The organism is Paenibacillus tritici, from assembly GCF_018207515.1.
GTDB classification, from domain to species: domain Bacteria; phylum Bacillota; class Bacilli; order Paenibacillales; family Paenibacillaceae; genus Paenibacillus_AQ; species Paenibacillus_AQ tritici.
In genome coordinates, this window is sequence record NZ_CP073365.1 from 7576572 (window position 1) to 7595737 (window position 19166).

The window sequence follows — 19166 nt, forward strand, 5'->3', positions numbered from 1 at the left end:
TATCGTCGGTTATGAGCAGGTTGCATTTATCGCGGCGACTCTTTCTTCTGCTCTGGTTTCCGTGAACCTTTAAAGGAAGATGAAAGTAAGACCAGCAGACTGCCAAATGCGATCCAGATTAAGACAATTGTCGGATGATTCATACTCAGGCCTTGTCCTAAGAATAACAGCTCTCGTAGCCCATCAACCAGGAAGCGCATCGGCAGCCAAGGCAGTATCCAATCACGGTAAAACAGAGGTAATAACTCTGGAGCGACACTAAGAACTGGAGCACCGAAGAACAGTAATAACACAAATATAATCATGCCTTTTAATCCAATCCAGGAGAAAACAGCAGCTATCATGAGGAAAAATGCTAAATAAGCAATTGCCAGGAATAGAGCGGTATCCGTGAAAAGAGGAATGTGTATGCCCCATCTTCCGGCGAACCAAGTCAGGCTAAAGCCAGCCGCCAAAGCAATGATTGCTCCCCAAAGAAATTGGACTATATTCGCCCGAAGCCGATCCTTACGATTGACGTAATTTTGTTTATTTTTGACAAGCAAGAAAATCACGTTTCCGATTAGACAGGCCATCCACAAGGGTTGTAACATCAAAACCGGTGAATTCCCGTTTGCACTTTGCGTACCGGTTGCATTCACAATGGCATTGGGCAAGAGATGAGGAGCAGAATGGATGCTAGGAATCATGGCCAGACTAAATAAGAAGATGACTGCAATAACGATAATGGGTAATGTAGCTATTAGTTTATTTTTTAATAAGCTCATTGGGTTTTCATCTAATCTCAAAATCTACTGTTCGAATTCTTTCGTTTTTCCACAGGCAGTATCGCCTCGATCACATCCCAATGCTCCGCGATTTTCCCGTCCTCCACACGAAACAAATCGTAGAATGCAGTAGGTTCACCATCAAATAGACCTTCACTCCCCGTAAGCACAAAATCGCCTTGTCCGATAACCTGATGAACCTGAGTATATTGAAACTCAATATTCTTCTCCTTAAGACCCTGCAATGCAGCCCCGAGGCCGGAAAGACCATCTGCAATATGTGGACTATGCTGAATGTATTTATCCCCGGCAAAGTACGAGGTCAGCAGGTCCGGGTTCTTCCCAAGCAGTATATTCTCGACATAGCTTTTGACAACTGCTTTGTTCGCGTCAGTCTTGTCGATATCCTTAATCATGAACGGTCCGTCAATCATCGTATGATGACTTGGTGTCTTTTCTACCCTATCTTGCAAATTGTCCCAATGTTCAACGATCAGTCCATGCTCAAAACGGAAAATATCAAAGCCAATTTTGGGGCCAAAAAAATCATATTCGGAATGAAGGGCAACATAATCTCCATCAGCTAAAATGCGCTTAATTCTTACCTTGGTACCGATTTCCTTTAAATGATCAAGTGCACCCAGCATGGCTTCACGGCCATTGGATAAGGCAAGGTTGTGCTGAACATATTGATCCGGATGAATGTAATTCGTAATCGCCTTGGGATTGCCGCTCTCTAGACTTTCCAGCACTGCTTTAGCCTTTAGGACTAACTCATTTTGATCGTTTAATGTCATTAGAATATCCTCCTTATTCTTTATAGGCGTTAGATAAATAATGAACGTTGTGTTGTTTATTTATCCTTCGCTCATTATAATTAAGGTGAACATTACGTTCAATATTCAATATTTTGGGTTTTGGGGGATAACATACAATTTATATCACTTTGTCGCTTAACGACTCTAATTTACTATAGGAGAGCGAAAACAATGACCAAGAAAACCGATTTAAGAATACTACGTACTAAACAATCGATTCGAATGGCGTTTATTGAGCTTATTCAAGAAAAAGGATATGAAGCAATCACGATCCAGGATATTGCCGATCGGGCTATGATCAATCGAAACACCTTTTATCTCCATTACGAGAATAAACCTGACTTATTAAATACCTATGTGGATGAGTCATTGGGCGAATTAAAAAATGCAGTCATTCTTTGCCCAATCAGCATGAATCCTTATAGTATTTCTGTACTCGAGACCATCATGCAAACGGTACTGGAACACATTTCGCATAACATCTCTTTTTACTACGCCATGCTCATTGAAGAGAATAGAATCTATCCGTTCCGCGCGAAAATGGAGAATATCATTAAAGATAAGCTTAACGAGGCGTGGAATCCGGCAGCGGGAAATCCCTCTTTGGTGCTGTCTAAGGAATTGCTGTTCGAATACCTTGTATCCTCTTTCATGGGGATTATCATTTGGTGGATTAAAAATAACCTGCCTCTTCCTGCGGGTGAAGTCTCATCACAGTTTAGCAAACTGGTTGCCTACGGACATTTAAAGGCTGCCGGCATCGCCTTAAAAAAGGAAAATAATCTTGAATCCGAGGTCAAAGAAAAACAATGAGCGAATTCCTGAAATTAATGAAGGATGCCCGTTTCAGAAGAACCATGCAGATGATTTTTACATTCGTCTGGGATTTCTGGTGGCTGGGCAGGCTGAAGTATTTTATTCCGAGACGGCGCTTAGCAGCGAAGACACAGGCCTTATACCGCAAACATGCAGCGTATTTCACGAAGACCGCCATGGATATGGGTGGATTAATTATCAAGCTTGGGCAGCATGTGAGTGCGCAGGTGGATATGCTGCCGAAGGAAGTTATCAATGAATTGTCCAAGCTGCAGGATTCTGTAGAATTCGTAGATTTCTCTGAGATCCAGCAGAAGGTAGAGCGTGAACTCGGAGCATCTATAATTGAGAAGTTTGCTGAGTTCAGCGCGACTCCTATTGCAGCAGCTTCCTTCGGACAGGTCCACCGGGCCACCTTGCAGACAGGTGAGCAAGTCGCCGTGAAGGTGATGCGGCCCGGGGTCGAGGACATTATCGCCATTGATTGGAAATCTATTCAAGTCGCTATTTCGTTATTGAAGCGCCAGAAGATGATTACAGACTTCATGGACCTTGATGCGGTGTATGATGAGTTTCATGACACCATTATGGAGGAACTCGATTATCAGCAAGAAGGGCGTAATGCCGAAGAATTCAAGCAGCAGTTAGCCCACCGGAAGGATGTCGTGATTCCACACATTCATTGGTCTTGTACTACATCGCAGGTGCTGACCATGGAGTTTATGGAGGGGGTCAAAATCAATGATTTTGCCAAACTCGACGCTTGGGGTGTGGACCGGACCCAACTGGCAACGTCGCTGATCGAAATGTTCGTGGAACAGATTTTATTGAACGGACTTTTTCATGCTGACCCCCACCCTGGCAATGTGCTCGTGCAGCCTGACGGCACCATCGCCTTGATTGATTTTGGAATGGTCGGACGGATTCCCGGGGATATGAAGACGCAAATGGTAGCCCTTCTAATGGCCGTGTATTTAAAAGATGCCCACGGCGCAATTGATGCCCTTACCCGCTTGAGATTTTTAAGACGCAATGTAGATCTGGAGGTCTTCTCCAGGAATCTTACGTTATTATTCGAGCAAATCAACGGGGATACGTTCGATCTGAGTTTTGTGACGTCAGGCGACAATGTCGAAGAATTACGCAATTTCCTCTACTCCCAGCCTTTTCAATTACCTGCCAATACCACATTCCTGGGCAAAGCCATAGGCACCGTGTACGGACTCTGCACCGGACTGGACCCTGAGCTTGATCTGGTCGGGACGGTTAAGCCTTATGTGGAACAGGTGGTGCGGAGGGATCTGCGGGGAAGTGTCATCTCCAAAGTGGTAGAGGATGGCAAGAATATGCTCAAAGACATCCTTCCAACGACCAAGAAGTTCATCTCTGCAATAGATAAAATGGATAGCGGAGGCTTAAGGGTCAAGCTGGCGAGCTCCCTCGAGCAAAAATTAATCGAGACGCAGAATAAAAATACACAGCGGTTGATTGCCACCATCATTGGCGCAGTATTACTTCTGGCCGGGGTCAACCTGTGGAATGAAGTGGATCCTACCGTTTCTTATGTACTCGGCACTCTAGGGCTGCTCATTATGCTGAGCCAGCTTAGAGCAAGAGGAAGCCGCCGGGATGAAAGACAGACCAGGCAAATAAATGCTATGCGTGAACGCAGCAGGTTGGAGAAGCCGAAGTCTGGATCGAATAGATAACAATGCGCACTTTACTTATGCTATAGAACAACGCACAAGCCCATGGCTTGTGCGTCTCAAATATATCGAGACCCATGAGGAAATCGCTTTACTTGCCTATTCCCCTCTGTTGAACGGTGCATACAGCCGCCAGAATCGCCCAGTTCCTGTGCAATACGCTGGCCTAGATGCTGAGTCAAGAATTGCACGCTTACTCAGGAGCAGATTAAAAGGTTAAATGAAGCAACCTATTAAGTCCTTTTTTTAACCATTAGGTCCAGCTTATTAGCATAAGGGGTGAGCGCCTCTAATAACTTCTGTTGATCTTGTATCTCTTCTGCCGACAGCCGGTCCATATGAAGACTTCCGTCTGGATCAGTTACCTTGGCATCATAGCTTTTCAACTGATTTATTATGGGCTCAAGCTCCCTATACTCCTGTTTGGTAAGCCTCTGTTCAGCTTTTTCAAGCAAGCTATCCCAGAAAGCACCACGATCTGTGCCAGATGCCTTTGCCTTGGGTTTATCCGTTTCGTTCATTTTCTTGAAATACGGTTCAAGCTCCACCAGTAATTTCTGGTATGCCTTCTGTTCTTCTGCATCAAGCTGTTCGATGTGAAAAGCTCCCTTGGAATCTGCCGCCAGCAGATTGTACTCGCCTAATTCCTTCAATAAGGACATAACCGTGGCAGCTTCTTCCTTGCTAAAATTATGCTTCAACCTCTGCAGCTTGGCCTCAAACTCCTCATACTTCTGCGGGGTTAGGCCAATTGTAGCTGCTGCTTCTTTCGAACCATACATATTATCCGCCAGATAATGATATCCGGCAAACGCTCCAGTAGGAATTAATAAAGTAGCTGCCAAAACGCCTGCTACAATCCACTTCTTTTTCATGCGTCCTCCCCCTTGTCCGGTTACAGTCTGATTTAGTATTCTCTCCTTCAGTTCCGGTGGGGCATTTAAATTTCTGGCCTCTTCCTGCAGAACTGTTCGCAGCTTCTCATTGAAATTCATGCAGATCCTCCACCTTTCCCTTAAAAAGAGTCTGATTCTCTGGCTTCTGACGAAGCTTGCGCAGTGCAGCATGAATACGGGATTTCACGGTACCCAGAGGGATCTCAAGGATCGCTGCACTTTCTTCCTGCAATAATTCATTTAAATAATGCAGAATAATCACCTGCTTCAGCTTATATGGAAGACTTTCTACGCTTGTAAGCAAGGAATGGTTAGAGATCTTGTCCACAACCTTATTTGTGAATTCAGGCTCCACCACCGGATTGACCTGCTCTGCCTTTTTGAGAACTCGGAGATGCGTCCATCTCTTTCTCCGGTAGGCATGAATTTGTCGCACTGCTATTCCCATAAGCCAGGGTCTAAAGGGACGACTGATGTCAAAATGTTCAAGAGACCTGCGCATTTGAATATAAATCTCCTGAACGATATCATCCACCTCAGATGTTTCGCGAACGAGGAAATGAACGGTTTGATATACATCCCTAATCGTAGCTTCATATAGCTCACTAAATGCTTCACGACTGCCGGCTAGCGTAAGCGTAATGAGCTGAGAATATTCTTTTGGATGCTCCATTCATCACCCCTCCCTTCGGTCTTACACTATATATTGGGGAATAACGAATATTTCGTTCGATTTTTCTTCAGATTAATACGGAGGCAGATTCTGTTAAAGCTGTGGTAAGTTCGTTGTGACTGAGGTGCAGGCAGCATTATATAAAATTAACCCCTTCTGCCGAAATGGCGGAAGGAGCCAATTGTTAATGCACTCCTTTACGGAATGGCCTTCGTGAGTTCTGGGTACTTACTTCATATTCAGAACACAGCGGAATTACAGTTCCTTACCCTGATTCTTAACTCCCCAGTCGCACAGCTGTTCCAGCACAGGCAACAGCGACTCCGCCTTATCTGTAAGACTGTATTCCACTTTTGGCGGCACCTGCGGGTACTCCCTCCGTTCAACCATCCCATCTGCTTCCAGCTCCTTGAGCTGGGCGCTTAAGGTTTTGTACGTAATGGCCCCAAGCTGTCTTTTCATTTCATTGAAGCGAACCGGCTGCTTCTCAGCCAAGAGGTACAGGATCACCATTTTCCACTTCCCGCCGATTACTGACATCGTATATCCAAAAGGTGTATCCTGAATCTTCGTATCTTTGCCGTTTAAATCGGATATGCCCATGTTTTACACTATCCTTTCAGATAGTACCTATCTTTGAAGTGCGTACTATCTCTTTCTTTGTGCCAAGTTTATACTAGCCTTACTTTGAAGTAAAGGAGACCATCACATGTCCACAATTAAGACCTATCATCACGATCTCTGGGATCATGGCATCTCGCAAGGATACAGCGTAAACGGCACCCTCTACATCTCCGGCCAATTCGCTCACAATGCAGCAGGTGAATTTGTCGGAGCTGGCGATATCGGGATTCAGACCCGTCAGACATTGGATAATCTGGACCGTGTACTAGCCGAATTCGGTGTCACCAAAACCAACCTGGCTTATGTCGAGGTATACCTAACCCATGCACAAGAGCATGGAGGAACAGTTATCGAGTTATTCAAGGAATACCTGGGAGATCATCACCGCCCCGCTGGCAGTCTGATCGGCGTCAACTTCTTGGCCTTCCCTGAGCAATGGATTGAGATCAGCGCAGTAGCCCATGTAGATTAAGCGAGTCAAGTTAAAAAAGGCCATCCTTTACGGGATGGCCACATGCATCGCTTCCGCGATAATCAGAAAATCTTCACGGCTTATCCCGAAGTGGCCGGTACGGAAGGGGTAGCCCCAATTCCGCTGGCCGCGTGTGAAGGACAACCGATCAAGTAAGCCCTTGATTCTCGCCTCCTGGCAGGGAACATATTCAATCTTCCGGCGGTAAGGTACGAACGTCGCAGACATCGCATATTCGTATACACGGTCGTCCATAACCCGGCCAATGGCGGTGAACGCTTGCAACGGCTCGCCTTCTCCTATCTCCATGCGGGGAGAATAATACACAAGCCAATCCCCCGGCTGCATCCTGCGCAGCGGCGCCGCCTTACCGTGACACATCTGGGCAAAGCCGCCACTAACGCCCCTCTGCACATGGTTCGCCGAGACGACCCCTATCCAATACGAAGGACCTCCATTTTCCGTCTCCTCGAATGTACGCAACGTTTCATTCGTATCCATTGCCGAAGCAACTCCTTTTATTTAAGCTGAATCCAGCATACTAAAACGCTACTGACAGCGGTTTGTCAGTAGCGTTTTAGTAGTTATTGACTTAAACAACTTTCCCCCTACATCATTTATAATTAAGTCTGGATATCTATTTTATATGATCTATCGAAAGAGTCAGAGATGTGAAATTGAATAGACAAACTGCGGAAGGGGATGAACTCAATAGATGGGAAACTCTAAGCTCCCTTTGTTTCAGAAAAACTTCGTTCTACAGGCGCGGAGTACTACTCATCACTGGGAAGGTACCGGACCGCTTTCCATAAAGACATTTCGTAATGGCCGAGCCTATTACAGAACCAAATTTGGTCATTATGCTGTCGAGAAAGAAGGCTACCTCCTTCTAAATGAAGGGGAACAATATGCTATAGCCATTGAATCCGAAACAGAAGTCGACTCTTTTTGCGTATTTTTCAAGGCTGGCTTTGCTGAAGAATTTCATAGCGCTATTCATTTAGGGGCAGAGAAGTCCTTAGACGATCCATTCTCAGACTCCAGACACCCGTTGCAATTTCATACAAAGTCATACCGCCATAGTCATCTGATCACTCCACTGATTGAAGACTTTAAGAATTCCTTACCCGTACTCGGTAGCGAGAAGCTCTGGGTCGATGAGCAGTATCAACATCTAATGCAAGCATTGATTACCGTCCATCAGAAAATTTCTCAAGAAATTAATACACTGCCCGGTATGCGGCCAGCCACTAGGGAAGAACTGTTTCGGCGGTTGACCGTGGCCTATGAGTACTTACATGCTTATTACAACCAAAACGTGTCCCTTGATGAAGTCTCAAGAGTCGCTTGTCTTTCTAAAAATCATCTGATCCGCAACTTTCGGCATTTTTTCAACAGGACACCTCACCAGTTCATCATCGAAAAAAGGATACTTGAAGCACAGCGTCTCCTTTCTCAAACGGAAAGCAGCGTAACCGAGATTAGTTTAAGTGTTGGCTTCGAGAATCCCTCTTCCTTCAATAAAGTCTTTAAACAACGAACGGGATTCTCGCCCCAGGTGTTTAGAAAAAAGTGATTTTGGAAAAGCAATGCTTAACCCACACATGTTACATTTACTGCGTGAAATATACGATTTAATAAGGGAGCGATATGTAAATGAATTCAGAATTTCAGATTAAAGGTATTGGACAAATATCCATTCGTGTACATGATATGGAAGCTGCCACTCGATTCTATCAAGATACTTTAGGCCTGAAAATGTTATTTCAGATCCCAAACATGACCTTTTTTGAATGTAATGGTATTCAGCTTGTCTTGAGTATTGCTGAAGACCCCCAGTTCGATCATCCCAGTTCTGTGTTCTATTTCACAGTTGACAATATTAACTCTGCGTACGAAACATTAGTCAGCCGGAATGTACACTTTTTGGATCAACCGCATAAAGTCGCTGAGATGGGCCAAACCGCCACCTGGATGACGTTCTTTCATGACCCCGACCACAATGTGCATGCTCTAATGAGCGAAGAATCTCTGTCCCAATAATGATTCTACCAAAGAAGCTCACCCGGAATTCGGGTGAGCTTCTTTGGTCTAACTTAAGATACCGTTCACAGTGCGACTCTTGGTCAGGAATGGGCTGCCAAATATCCTTCGAGCTGATCGAAGGTTCCTCCGAATCCCTCCTGCATGGAATCGAACATACCTTCAAAAAATCTTCTCTCTTCCTCAGTTGCGTTGACCGGTCCGCTGCACAAGGTCAATGTTGTAATGCCGTCATTCTCACTAAACGTTACCGTATTGCGTATTTCTAGCGGGATCAAATCACTAAACGGAGCCCGGACAATATTGCCTAATTCATCTGAAAAGCTATTGACCCAGACAATCTTTTCGAATGCCTGGATGTCCTGATATACAAATTTACCCCACATTTGCACACCATCAGGAGATTGCATGTTGTAATGGAACACACCGCCCGGACGGAAATCTAATTGGGCGACATGTATTTCAAACCCCTTGGGCCCCCACCACCGCTTCAGATGCTCGGCCTCAGACCAAGCTTTGAATACGAGCTCACGCGGATAATTGAATACACGTGTAATGACTAACTCCTTGCCTTCCGATTGCTCTGTCACTTCGATCCCTCCATTTCTCATGTGTACCACTGAATAGAGTATAGACCGATTGGAATATTCCCGTCAAGGAATATTCGATAATAACCGAACTTCATTTATTGTACTGCTTTTTATATCTCCATGATTCCTAAGCTCTATCTCTTTGTCTATTGAGCCTTTGCTACTTTATCTGCAACAGCCTGAGTGCTGGATTGAATTGCAGCAGCAGCTTTATCTAATGTTGTTTTCCCGTTTACTACCTGTGTCAGTTCTTCAGATAGAATGGACCGAAAATCCAGTTCCAAATCTGCTGACTTGTTCATGAGAGCATAGCTTGTAATCGTTGAATTGAAGTTAGGTTGTAATGTATAGAATGCGTCCAGCTTGTAACCAGAGTACTCCTTAATCATGCGGGACAGAGGAGCACCTATACTATTGTTAGAAGTATTGGGTTTATAGTATACGTTAGCGTACTCATCCCCATTGAAATATTTGATAAAGTCCCAAGCGGCATCCCTATTCGATGCACCTGACGGAATCGCCAGAATCTCAGAACCAAAAACATATCCTGTTGACTTCCGGTCCTTAGAATCTGCAGGGCCGGTAACCATACCCAGCTTAAACGGTTTATAATTCTTTACATTCTTTTTTGCTTTTTGCAAGGACTGCAGCTGACTGATAGAGGCTACTATCATAGCGGACCGTCCCATAATGAACGGGCTGCTCTCCAGGTAGCTTTTGCCCGACAAGGTGATTCTTTCGTCAAGTACCCCAGACTCCGTGGCCTCGACGGACAGACGATAGGCATTTTTCCACGCAGCTGTATTCGCAGTAGCCTTAAGGGTATCTGGATCAATATACGTTAACCCTTCTGTTCTGGCGATATCCATGACCAGATTGCCCGATCCGGAAGCGCTTAGGCCCCAGATTCGGGTGCTCTTATCTCCCTTAGCAGGGAATTTCTTAGCAAGCTTCAATATCTCTTCCCACGTCATTGCATCACTTGGTATTTCAACATTGTGCTTTTTAAATAAGTCCGCATTATATAGAAGAGCATACGACTCCGTTTTTGGGCTTAACCCGTACAGTTTGCCGCCGCCTTGTTCCTTCAATTCATCGAGCAGGCCAGGGTATAACGTTGTCGTGTCATACTGGTCCCGCTTAATTAGCGGTTCCAACTCTGTCAGCTTGTTATCTTTAGACAGTTGCTGGTAGTGGTATGGGGGCAGCATCACAAGATCCGGGGAATACTTTTCGATCGCCGAATTGTAATCTGTAATCGAACCTGTACCTGTAGGGGCAAAGACTTCGATGTTTGTATCCGGGTAGCTCTTATTGAACTGGTCTCCATACCTCCTATTGAAATCTTCAGCGTTCCAGTACAATACTTTTAAAGTGTCTTTCGTGCCCGTCTGGTTGACGGATTGTGCGGAAGCTTGTTTACCTGTGCCAAGACCTGCTGAAGTTCCGATAACCATCACACTCAGACTCGTAAGCATAACCTTCTGTAATAAATTATGTTTCACAAATAAAACCTCCATTCATCTATTGTTCAAGCGTTTTATACTCGTTAGTTATTTCTTCGCTTGTTGCTTCTTCACCGCATCATCAAGGCTTTTTTGAACTTGGGTTTGAACGGAAGCCAGCGCTTTATCCAGTGTTTTTTTGTTGCTGATTACCTGTTTAAGCTCATTATGCACAATAACTGAATATTGCAAATTGTTAAATGGAATTCCCATTGGATGGATATTTGGTGGTGTTTCCAGGTTTGGTTTTAATTTATAGAAGGCCTCCGTACTATATCCTTTGTATTCTTTACTATAATCCATACGGGATAAGGAATAACCTACAGGTTCCCCCGCTTTGAATTTAGCAAATTCCACCCCGTTATAATATTTGATGAAATCCCAAGCAAGGTCTTGATTCGGTGAACCCGTTGGAATCGCCATGATTGAATCAAGATGGATATTTCGTGTCATGTTCCGGTTCTTTGGATCGGCAGGACCTGCAGCCATTTTAACGGTAAACGGTTTGTACTTCGCAACAGCAGACTTATCTGCAGCTATATCCCTTAGAGTGTTCATACTATTCAGATTTACGGTCATAGCGGCTCGTCCCATAAGAAAAGGATCCGCATCATATCCGCTTTTATTTGATCCCTCTATGGTATTGGATTTTATGGCCGTAACAGCCATGCTGTATACCTTTTTCCAGGCGGCTGTATTTATAGTTACTTTTAGTGTATCAGGATTATATCGGGCTACCCCTTCAGCAGTTGCTATGTCATTGATTAGATAAGTGTAATTATCAAGCGGATAGTGAAGTCCCCAGATCCGAGTATCCTTATTCCCCGTGGCCGGGAATTTGGCAGCTAACTTCAGCACTTCCTCCCAGGTCATTCCATCCTTCGGCATAGGAACCTTATATTTTTGGAATAAGTCGGCATTGTAAAAAATGGCTTCTGTGTTAAAGCGCGGACTTAGCCCGTAGAGCTTCCCCTTCACCTTCAGTGCATCCAACAAATCAGGATACAGGGTTGCCGTGTCATAATTGTCGCGCTTAATGAGCTGCCCTAGCTCTGCTAACTGATTCTCCTTGGATAACTGCGTATACTGAAGGGTGTTCAACATGACAACGTCAGGGGATTGCTTGGCGATAAATGTCTTTAAATCTGATTTGCCATCCCAGATAACAGCCTGAATCTGTGTACCTGGAAATTGCTCTTTGAACAAATTCTCATTGTAATAGTATCTATCATTGTACAGCACCTTTAAAGTCTGGTTCGTGTTCACCTGGGGGCTTGAATTAGCAGAAGCTTTGGGGGCTTGGCTAAAGCCTGCTGACATGATCAATAGCATAGAACTTAGACTAACGGTCAGTGCCTTCTTTAATAGATTCATTCTCAAAATGATAACCTCCGCGTATTTGTTGTTGTTCTCTTGTGCTGAACTAAGCATAGAAGAGAAAGCTTACCAACTAGCTACCTAAATTCTTATCATTTCCTTAAATACTGCTGGCGTTATCCATTGCATTAGCAATATGGCTTATAATTACTGAATGGACAAGCGATCTAAAATCAAGGGGTGAGTAGAATCAGGCTACAGTGGGTGTATACAATTCGTTGGAGATTCATGCTGATTATGGTTGCAAGCCTGGCCTTAACCGGCGCAGCTATTTTTTTCGGGTATTTCATGGCGGGGGAGCTGCAAAAAATCAAATACGTAGCTGTCCCGATCAATTGGAGCATTGAACATGCCGGATCGGCTCGCGTGATGATCATAACCGGCATCCTCCTCTTTCCTATTACTTTCTTCCTGGCCAGTCTTCGTCTGGTTAAGGATTTGCGAGAAATCAACGCAGGATTACAGGAAATAATGGCCGGCAGGTTCGGGCATGTGGTGACGGTACAGGGCAAGGATGAATTAAGCGCTGTGGCAGAGAGTGTGAATCAGCTCAGCAGCGAATGGGATCATTATCTGGCGGAGATTACCCGGGGGTTAGAGGAGATTGCAGGGGGGCAGTTCGGCTATCAAATCACGGAAATTGCCGGTAACAAGTTGGGGGAGGTCGCAGGCAGCATTAACCGGATGAGTATGCAGTTAAAGTATTCGATAGCGGAGGAGCGCAAGGCCGAGAAGACCAAAAACGACTTAATTACCGGCGTATCACATGACCTGCGTACTCCACTGACCTCGATTCTCGGCTTTCTCGAAGTGATTGAGGAGGACCGGTATCTGGATGAAGTGGAGCTGCGTTATTACGTCAACATCGCGTATGAGAAATCCTTGTCGCTTCGGCGGCTGATCGACGAGCTGTTCGAATATACACGAATCAATAACGGCATGCCTCTGGAACTGAACGAGCTTGATATCGCCGGGTTGATCTGTCAGCTGGAAGAGGAATTCGTGCCGATTACGGAGAATGCAGGCATGGAAATCAGGGTGAGCATGCAGGAAGGAGAATTCAAGATCCAGGCAGACGGGGGACTGCTCGTACGGGCGTACGAGAATATAATCGCCAATGCCATACAGTACGGGAAGGCAGGCAAATATATTGATATTGATATTGCCAGGGATGGAGATATGCTCGTCGTGCGGATCACAAATTATGGAGACCCCATTCCGGAACGGGATTTGCCCTTTATTTTCGACCGCTTTTACCGGGTGGAGAGCTCCAGATCGAAGCAGACCGGGGGGACAGGTCTCGGACTGGCCATTGCGAAAAGCATTATAGATGTGCACCGAGGAAATATCACTGCATACAGCAGTAAGAAGGCAACTATATTTGAGACGCGGTTCTCGGGTTCCGTCATCCATCAGGCGCATGAGGCTGTTCCCGATGTCGTTAACACTGAAAGTAAACCGTTGCCGGCTGCGCTCCCCAAGCGTGACCTGACGCACAAACAAAAATCACCTTCCCGGCAGCGGGGCTTATTCCAATCCAGACTAGCTGCGGTATCAATGATCGTACTGCTTATCTGTGCAGTGGCACTAATCAGCGTTAAAAATCCGTTCACCTCCCTAGTTATGGAAAGGGTGAATTCACTTCTCTTTGAATATGACGAGCAAGCGCTAACGCAAACAAGCGGAAATGACACAATGACTTCGATAGGCGGTAAAACGGACAAAGGTTATACCTTGCTCATTCATCAGTATATGTTCAACGGCCAGAACCTAATTATCCAATACTCCATGAAGAATTTTAACGACATCCCGCAGGCACAAAGGGCGAAACAATCGGTCAAGCCGGCTTTTGAATTGGACCCTGCAATGCTTCAGGCCGTTCCCGGCATCACTAGGGATTCAGGTGTAATGTTGAACAACAACGGCACCCTCAACTTTTCCTTCAATGGGTCCCCGCCTCCGGACAAGTTCATGTTGAAAGTCAACGTAAAAGAGTTAACCCTCTCCGATGACACTAATCAGCAGCATACACTCGCCGGAAACTGGAGCTTTGAAATTCCTGTGGTGATCAATTACAAACGAAAAGCCAATGGTCAAAGCGAGCCGTTGTAAATTCAGACTTAGGTTGTATACCCTGGCCCGTATACCTCAAACTCATAGATTCTTGCCGCAGAATTCGTGGTCTGTGTAGGTGCCGTTACGTTAAGCTTAATATATCGGGCCGATACTGCTGTTATATTGTCTACCGTAATACCGAGCGAATTGTTGGTTACGTTGACCACCATGTTCCAGTTCGTACCGTCGGTGCTGACCTGGATATTGTAAGCCTTCGTGTTATAGGAGGGAGTCTCTCCGCCCTCCGATGCATGCTTGATCACAAATTGATTCACTTGCTTCACGGAGCCAAGATCAATCTGCAGCCAGCGGTTGCCGGACTTGGAGCACCATTTGTCATCATTGATGACGCTGCCTTCCACGGCTTTGTCTGCAGTCTGCGAAGCGTTGCACGTGCTGTCCACCGTCGCGGGTTTATTGAATGCCATATTTGGAGGTCCGTATACCTCAAACTCATAGATTCTCGCCGCAGGGTTTGTGGTTTGCGTGGGCGTAGTAACATTTAACTTGATATATCTTGCTGATACTACTGTGATATTGTCCACCGTAGTGCCTTTCGTATTGTTGGTTACGTTAACCACCGTGTTCCAATTCGCACCATCATTACTGACCTGGATATTATACGCTTTCGTGTTATATGAAGTTGTCTCTCCGCCTTCTGCTGCGTGCTTGATGATGAATTGGTTCACTTGCCTCACGGAGCCAAGATCAATCTGCAGCCAGCGGTTGCCGGACTTGGAGCACCATTTGCTATCATTCACGACGCTGCCTTCCACAGCTTTGGCCGCAGTCTGCGAAGCATTGCACGTGCTGTCCACGGTCGCGGGTCTATTCAATGCTAAATTTGGAGAGCTCACTATTATCGTGTACGTAACCTTATTCGCTCCAGATTTCGAGGTTACGATGACCTTCATGCCCGTCTCCAGTGTCGTCGCTTTCGTTATTCCGTCTGCATTGTAAATCTCAAACGTTGCATTCGCCGCTGGCGTGATCGCAGCCTTCAACGCAGCTAGATTAATGCCATTTTCGACAGTAATCGTCTCATTCGCTGTCCCGCCGGCACTCACTATGCCGATCGACGAGGTCAATGTAGCCGCGCACAGCACGTTTGCTCCCTGGCCCACCCATTTGGCATACAGCGTCAGGTCTCTAGTAATTAGATCTGACCCCTTATAGGCTTGCGTCAGCGCGCTATCGTAGTACCAGCCCTCGAAGCTGTAGCAATCCTTCACCGGAGTATGCTGAAACACCACTTTACCTCCGGATGCCGGCACAAGTTGTGGGCTAACCGCTGAGCCTCCGTTCGTCTCATAGGTCACGACTAGTTGTTTGGGGTTTCCCCCTTCATCGCCTCCGGCAATTGCAGGAGCTCCTAATGCCATTACCGACACGATGATAGCTATAACCATCAGATACCCTCTTATCTTCGCCGTAATCCTTTTCTTCCCCTGCCTAATCCCTGACCCTTCCATGTTCGTGCCCCTTTCTCCTGCCCCAAATGATTACGGACTTTCGCACCACTCATTAGGATATTCACACCAACGCGGAAGAATGCTTATTAATCGTGGAGGTTGTATGATCATATATTATCGCCCAGCATTTTTCTTAAAAAGTGAAATCACCCTAATCCAAAATAAAGAGCTGCCTCAAATAGCCATTTCATGGCTTCTGGGACAGCTCCTTTTGTTCTCAACAACCTCATTTACCTTGTGCAGCTCACCTCATAGTTTCACTAATAGGTAGGAGCTGGTAGCTCGGCTATATTCATACGCAGTAAACTATAAGGCTTCTGGCGCAGATCATTGCCGTAATGAAATCTGGGCTGCCGGTTTAATTGGTTCACGATGAAATATAAGCATTGATCTGGACCAATAGAAAACGTATCCGGCCATAAAATTCTTGGGTCATGTGCGATCGTTTCTATGATTCCGTTCGGCAATATCCTGCGAATACTATTGTTTTCATAGTCTCCCGCGTATACATTCCCTTTGGCATCGGTGATCATTCCATCTGATGCCCCTTTTTCACCCCAATACTGCACATCAGCCTGTACATTCATATCCGGTATCGTCCGGTCTCTTAGGACTTCCGTTGAAATCGAGTACAGATCACGACTGGAGAGAGGGCAGTAATACAACATCTTGCCATCCGGGGAAATCGCTATACCATCGGATGCCAATTGGAAGGGTGAGGTAGACCCATCCGGGTTGCGGTTGATCAGGATTGTACCTTCAACTTTCGGTAAGAAATAGGGGTCGGGCGAAGTGGACATTGCCCCATTTAACCTTCTCCAGGCATGACCGGTTTCTAAATCAACGACAATAATGGCTCCGGGTCCCCGGGAAGACGAATCTGTGATATACGCATAACCTGCTCGACCCACACGGAAATCAAAGCGGACATCATTCAGATAAGTCGTGGGCAGTACAACCTCTTCTGTAAATGTAATTACGCTTCTTATGGAATTTGTGTTTAAATCTACAGCGACTAACTTCGCTCCTCCGATGATGGGTTCTGAGAAATTAGGAGCTCCCGTATCCAGTACCCACAGCGTTCCCCTTCCATCCGCAACAACACTCTGGACACTAATGAAGGACGTCGTGATATTCGCTTGGCTTACCGCATTAGCCTCTGCACTGGGATAAGGCTGTAATGTATCCTTAACGATCTCAGCCACTGTACATTGAACGTCATCCCCCCATTTTGGAAAGCAAATGAAAATACGCCCGGTTTCAGAAACGGTAACACCTGTAGGCATGGCCCCGTAAAACAAAAAAACCGCTTCAAACTTACCGAAAAAACGTTCACTCGGCAGCTTTACTTGCATGATATCCTCCTCAAAGGTTCGAGCTTCTATCACCCATATATATGCCGGAAGATGCTGTTCCAGTCTAGAATAAAAAACCAATACACAGGAAAATCTAACTCCGATGAAAGAAAGGAAGGGATAACGATCAATGAATATGCCAACGCTAGCGCCACACGAATCGATGGAGCTGCATGAAGCGTTAAACTTCAAAACGCTCTGCCTCGCCAAGTCAAAACTGATGCAAGGCTTGGTCTTTGACCAAGAGCTGAAAGCGTTAATGCAGAAGGACGTCCTATTATCCACGCAACAGATCGCTGAGCTTCAGGCCATCTACGCAAGAGCTCCATTCCAGGCACCTGTACCAAATAGCCCAACACCTATCACTCATTAAAGGGGAACGCCAATGAACACCGATTATTTAGACCCGATAAATTCACTAAATATGCCGGAGATGGCTGATATGACTTTTGCCATGGACTTCCTTATTCGCGCCAAGGAAGGCGTGCGAAATTTGTCTATCGCTTTGACAGAGACGGCTTCTCCCGATGTAAGAACGCTGCTGCGCAATCATCTGATGCAGGGGATTGCCCTGCACCAAGAAATCACGGAGCTCATGATCCGCAAAAAGTGGTTCCATCCTTATGAGCTCAACGAACAGTACCAGCTCGACCAGCTTTCAGCGAAAAATACGGTGATGATCGGGCAGATGAATTTGTTCCCGGGGGATACGTCGCGTAAAGGGATGTTTGACCGGACCCCAGATGAACATATTGGAGGACACTACGCATGAAGGCGGTAACGTATCAAGGCATTAAGAATGTCGTGGTCAAAGAGGTGCCGGACCCAAAGATTGAGAAGCCGGACGATATGATCGTAAGGGTGACCAGTTCGGCCATTTGCGGCTCGGACCTTCACCTGATTCACGGGATGATCCCTAACCTTCAGGAGAACTATGTCATCGGGCATGAACCCATGGGGATTGTAGAAGAAGTAGGCCCTGGAGTGACCAAGGTTAAGAAAGGCGACAGAGTGATCATCCCTTTCAACATCGCTTGCGGAGAATGCTTCTATTGTAAGAATCATCTGGAGAGCCAATGCGACAATTCTAACGAACATGGAGATATGGGGGCATACTTCGGCTACTCCGGAACAACCGGTGGGTATCCTGGCGGGCAAGCCGAGTATTTACGGGTTCCGTATGCCAACTTCACTCACTTCAAGATTCCCGAAGACTGCGAGCATCCGGACGAAAAGCTAAGCTTGATTGCCGATGCTATGACGACCGCATTCTGGAGCGTAGATAACGCTGGCGTCAAGAATGGAGATACGGTCATTGTGCTAGGCTGCGGTCCGGTCGGACTGCTGGCCCAGAAATTCTGCTGGCTGAAGGGAGCCAAGCGGGTCATCGCTGTTGACTATGTCGATTACCGCTTACAGCATGCGAAGCGGACAAACCATGTGGAAATCGTAAACTTCGAACAGGACCAGAATATTGGCAACACGCTCAAGGAAATGACCAAAGGCGGGGCCGATGTCGTGATTGATGCGGTAGGCATGGACGGCAAGATGAGCGATCTTGAATTTCTGGCCAGCGGTATGAAGCTGCAAGGCGGCACCATGAGCGCATTTGTCATTGCATCGCAGGCTGTCCGCAAAGGCGGGACTATCCAAGTCACGGGGGTATACGGCGGACGCTATAACGGCTTCCCCCTCGGCGACATCATGCAGCGCAACGTGAATATCCGCTCTGGACAAGCCCCGGTTATTCACTACATGCCATATATGTATGAGTTGGTCACTTCCGGCAAAGTAGACCCTGGAGATATTGTTACGCATGTCATTCCGCTTAGCGAGGCCAAGCGGGGTTATGAAGTGTTCGATACCAAAACGGATGATTGCATCAAAGTCATCTTAAAGCCTTGAGTATGAGTATGAATAGATACATGGGAGGACAA

Annotated in this window: 20 protein-coding genes; 9 read left to right on the forward strand and 11 right to left on the reverse strand. The window is 46.1% G+C overall.

What is annotated here, in order from left to right; translation table 11 throughout:
• Nucleotides 1–26: 26 nt before the first annotated feature.
• Nucleotides 27–788, reverse strand: a complete 762-nt coding sequence (locus KDC22_RS32620; RefSeq protein WP_211721624.1) for an ABC-2 transporter permease — start codon at nucleotides 786–788, stop codon at nucleotides 27–29.
• Nucleotides 785–1564: a nuclear transport factor 2 family protein gene (locus tag KDC22_RS32625; RefSeq protein ID WP_211721625.1), complete on the reverse strand. Its 780-nt coding sequence runs from the start codon at nucleotides 1562–1564 to the stop codon at nucleotides 785–787. The genes KDC22_RS32620 and KDC22_RS32625 overlap by 4 nt, the downstream gene beginning before the upstream one ends.
• A gap of 192 nt (nucleotides 1565–1756) precedes the next feature.
• Between KDC22_RS32625 and KDC22_RS32630 the strand changes: the two genes are divergently transcribed.
• Nucleotides 1757–2398, forward strand: a complete 642-nt coding sequence (locus KDC22_RS32630) for a TetR/AcrR family transcriptional regulator (protein ID WP_211721626.1) — start codon at nucleotides 1757–1759, stop codon at nucleotides 2396–2398.
• A gap of 50 nt (nucleotides 2399–2448) precedes the next feature.
• A complete protein-coding gene (locus KDC22_RS32635; protein WP_211721628.1) occupies nucleotides 2449–4110 on the forward strand; it encodes an ABC1 kinase family protein in 1662 nt (553 codons plus the stop codon).
• Nucleotides 4111–4340: 230 nt separating this feature from the next.
• On the opposite strand, the gene KDC22_RS32640 is transcribed toward KDC22_RS32635, so the two are convergent.
• The 3 genes from KDC22_RS32640 to KDC22_RS32650 form a co-directional block, all read right to left on the reverse strand.
• Nucleotides 4341–5102 carry a DUF3600 domain-containing protein gene (locus KDC22_RS32640; protein WP_211721629.1) on the reverse strand — a complete coding sequence of 254 codons (762 nt, stop codon included), beginning with the start codon at nucleotides 5100–5102 and terminating at the stop codon, nucleotides 4341–4343.
• Nucleotides 5089–5676, reverse strand: coding sequence for a sigma-70 family RNA polymerase sigma factor (locus KDC22_RS32645; RefSeq protein ID WP_211721630.1), 588 nt, complete (start codon nucleotides 5674–5676; stop codon nucleotides 5089–5091). The genes KDC22_RS32640 and KDC22_RS32645 overlap by 14 nt, the downstream gene beginning before the upstream one ends.
• Nucleotides 5677–5931: 255 nt before the next feature.
• Nucleotides 5932–6279 carry a winged helix-turn-helix transcriptional regulator gene (locus KDC22_RS32650; RefSeq protein WP_211721631.1) on the reverse strand — a complete coding sequence of 116 codons (348 nt, stop codon included), beginning with the start codon at nucleotides 6277–6279 and terminating at the stop codon, nucleotides 5932–5934.
• Between the two features lie 106 nt (nucleotides 6280–6385).
• Between KDC22_RS32650 and KDC22_RS32655 the strand changes: the two genes are divergently transcribed.
• The gene (locus tag KDC22_RS32655) at nucleotides 6386–6772 is read left to right on the forward strand and encodes a RidA family protein (RefSeq protein ID WP_211721632.1); all 387 of its coding nucleotides are present in this window, start codon (nucleotides 6386–6388) and stop codon (nucleotides 6770–6772) included.
• A gap of 27 nt (nucleotides 6773–6799) precedes the next feature.
• On the opposite strand, the gene KDC22_RS32660 is transcribed toward KDC22_RS32655, so the two are convergent.
• Nucleotides 6800–7273, reverse strand: coding sequence for an EVE domain-containing protein (locus tag KDC22_RS32660; RefSeq protein WP_211721633.1), 474 nt, complete (start codon nucleotides 7271–7273; stop codon nucleotides 6800–6802).
• A gap of 214 nt (nucleotides 7274–7487) precedes the next feature.
• Here KDC22_RS32660 and KDC22_RS32665 point away from each other — a divergent pair, with 214 nt between their 5' ends.
• Both KDC22_RS32665 and KDC22_RS32670 read left to right on the forward strand, forming a co-directional pair.
• Complete coding sequence (locus KDC22_RS32665) at nucleotides 7488–8348, forward strand: helix-turn-helix domain-containing protein (RefSeq protein ID WP_211721634.1); 861 nt, start codon at nucleotides 7488–7490, stop codon at nucleotides 8346–8348.
• Nucleotides 8349–8428: 80 nt separating this feature from the next.
• Nucleotides 8429–8815, forward strand: a complete 387-nt coding sequence (locus KDC22_RS32670) for a VOC family protein (RefSeq protein WP_211721635.1) — start codon at nucleotides 8429–8431, stop codon at nucleotides 8813–8815.
• A gap of 83 nt (nucleotides 8816–8898) precedes the next feature.
• On the opposite strand, the gene KDC22_RS32675 is transcribed toward KDC22_RS32670, so the two are convergent.
• The 3 genes from KDC22_RS32675 to KDC22_RS32685 all read right to left on the reverse strand — a co-directional run bounded on the left by KDC22_RS32675 (nucleotide 8899) and on the right by KDC22_RS32685 (nucleotide 12284).
• Nucleotides 8899–9405 carry an SRPBCC family protein gene (locus KDC22_RS32675; RefSeq protein WP_211721636.1) on the reverse strand — a complete coding sequence of 169 codons (507 nt, stop codon included), beginning with the start codon at nucleotides 9403–9405 and terminating at the stop codon, nucleotides 8899–8901.
• A gap of 146 nt (nucleotides 9406–9551) precedes the next feature.
• A complete protein-coding gene (locus tag KDC22_RS32680) occupies nucleotides 9552–10910 on the reverse strand; it encodes an ABC transporter substrate-binding protein (protein WP_211721637.1) in 1359 nt (452 codons plus the stop codon).
• A gap of 48 nt (nucleotides 10911–10958) precedes the next feature.
• A complete protein-coding gene (locus KDC22_RS32685) occupies nucleotides 10959–12284 on the reverse strand; it encodes an ABC transporter substrate-binding protein (RefSeq protein WP_246553808.1) in 1326 nt (441 codons plus the stop codon).
• 231 nt (nucleotides 12285–12515) lie between these two features.
• On the opposite strand from KDC22_RS32685, the gene KDC22_RS33925 reads away from it, so the two are divergent.
• Complete coding sequence (locus tag KDC22_RS33925; RefSeq protein ID WP_211721639.1) at nucleotides 12516–14399, forward strand: ATP-binding protein; 1884 nt, start codon at nucleotides 12516–12518, stop codon at nucleotides 14397–14399.
• 8 nt (nucleotides 14400–14407) lie between these two features.
• Here the strand turns inward: KDC22_RS33925 and KDC22_RS32695 are convergent, their stop codons facing one another.
• Nucleotides 14408–15811, reverse strand: a complete 1404-nt coding sequence (locus KDC22_RS32695) for a discoidin domain-containing protein (protein WP_211721640.1) — start codon at nucleotides 15809–15811, stop codon at nucleotides 14408–14410.
• A 323-nt stretch (nucleotides 15812–16134) separates the two neighbouring features.
• The gene (locus KDC22_RS32700) at nucleotides 16135–17229 is read right to left on the reverse strand and encodes an L-dopachrome tautomerase-related protein (RefSeq protein WP_211721641.1); all 1095 of its coding nucleotides are present in this window, start codon (nucleotides 17227–17229) and stop codon (nucleotides 16135–16137) included.
• 130 nt (nucleotides 17230–17359) lie between these two features.
• On the opposite strand from KDC22_RS32700, the gene KDC22_RS32705 reads away from it, so the two are divergent.
• The 3 genes from KDC22_RS32705 to KDC22_RS32715 are packed head-to-tail and all read left to right on the forward strand — an operon-like array spanning nucleotide 17360 to nucleotide 19134.
• Complete coding sequence (locus KDC22_RS32705; protein ID WP_211721642.1) at nucleotides 17360–17602, forward strand: spore gernimation protein GerQ; 243 nt, start codon at nucleotides 17360–17362, stop codon at nucleotides 17600–17602.
• A gap of 12 nt (nucleotides 17603–17614) precedes the next feature.
• Nucleotides 17615–18001 carry a spore coat protein gene (locus KDC22_RS32710; protein WP_173134420.1) on the forward strand — a complete coding sequence of 129 codons (387 nt, stop codon included), beginning with the start codon at nucleotides 17615–17617 and terminating at the stop codon, nucleotides 17999–18001.
• On the forward strand, nucleotides 17998–19134 hold the full coding sequence (locus tag KDC22_RS32715; protein WP_211721643.1) for a zinc-dependent alcohol dehydrogenase: 1137 nt from the start codon (nucleotides 17998–18000) through the stop codon (nucleotides 19132–19134). The genes KDC22_RS32710 and KDC22_RS32715 overlap by 4 nt, the downstream gene beginning before the upstream one ends.
• The last annotated feature ends 32 nt before the right edge of the window (nucleotides 19135–19166 follow it).

What these genes read in the sequence shown, in the direction of transcription:
- KDC22_RS32625 (WP_211721625.1), bottom strand. Translation starts at nt 1,564, where the DNA reads ATGACATTAAACGATCAAAATGAGTTAGTCCTAAAGGCTAAAGCAGTG.
- KDC22_RS32630 (WP_211721626.1), top strand. Translation starts at nt 1,757, where the DNA reads ATGACCAAGAAAACCGATTTAAGAATACTACGTACTAAACAATCGATT.
- KDC22_RS32635 (WP_211721628.1), top strand. Translation starts at nt 2,449, where the DNA reads ATGATTTTTACATTCGTCTGGGATTTCTGGTGGCTGGGCAGGCTGAAG.
- KDC22_RS32640 (WP_211721629.1), bottom strand. Translation starts at nt 5,102, where the DNA reads ATGAATTTCAATGAGAAGCTGCGAACAGTTCTGCAGGAAGAGGCCAGA.
- KDC22_RS32645 (WP_211721630.1), bottom strand. Translation starts at nt 5,676, where the DNA reads ATGGAGCATCCAAAAGAATATTCTCAGCTCATTACGCTTACGCTAGCC.
- KDC22_RS32650 (WP_211721631.1), bottom strand. Translation starts at nt 6,279, where the DNA reads ATGGGCATATCCGATTTAAACGGCAAAGATACGAAGATTCAGGATACA.
- KDC22_RS32655 (WP_211721632.1), top strand. Translation starts at nt 6,386, where the DNA reads ATGTCCACAATTAAGACCTATCATCACGATCTCTGGGATCATGGCATC.
- KDC22_RS32660 (WP_211721633.1), bottom strand. Translation starts at nt 7,273, where the DNA reads ATGGATACGAATGAAACGTTGCGTACATTCGAGGAGACGGAAAATGGA.
- KDC22_RS32665 (WP_211721634.1), top strand. Translation starts at nt 7,488, where the DNA reads ATGGGAAACTCTAAGCTCCCTTTGTTTCAGAAAAACTTCGTTCTACAG.
- KDC22_RS32670 (WP_211721635.1), top strand. Translation starts at nt 8,429, where the DNA reads ATGAATTCAGAATTTCAGATTAAAGGTATTGGACAAATATCCATTCGT.
- KDC22_RS32685 (WP_246553808.1), bottom strand. Translation starts at nt 12,284, where the DNA reads ATGAATCTATTAAAGAAGGCACTGACCGTTAGTCTAAGTTCTATGCTA.
- KDC22_RS33925 (WP_211721639.1), top strand. Translation starts at nt 12,516, where the DNA reads ATGCTGATTATGGTTGCAAGCCTGGCCTTAACCGGCGCAGCTATTTTT.
- KDC22_RS32695 (WP_211721640.1), bottom strand. Translation starts at nt 15,811, where the DNA reads ATGGTTATAGCTATCATCGTGTCGGTAATGGCATTAGGAGCTCCTGCA.
- KDC22_RS32700 (WP_211721641.1), bottom strand. Translation starts at nt 17,229, where the DNA reads ATGCAAGTAAAGCTGCCGAGTGAACGTTTTTTCGGTAAGTTTGAAGCG.
- KDC22_RS32705 (WP_211721642.1), top strand. Translation starts at nt 17,360, where the DNA reads ATGAATATGCCAACGCTAGCGCCACACGAATCGATGGAGCTGCATGAA.
- KDC22_RS32710 (WP_173134420.1), top strand. Translation starts at nt 17,615, where the DNA reads ATGAACACCGATTATTTAGACCCGATAAATTCACTAAATATGCCGGAG.
- KDC22_RS32715 (WP_211721643.1), top strand. Translation starts at nt 17,998, where the DNA reads ATGAAGGCGGTAACGTATCAAGGCATTAAGAATGTCGTGGTCAAAGAG.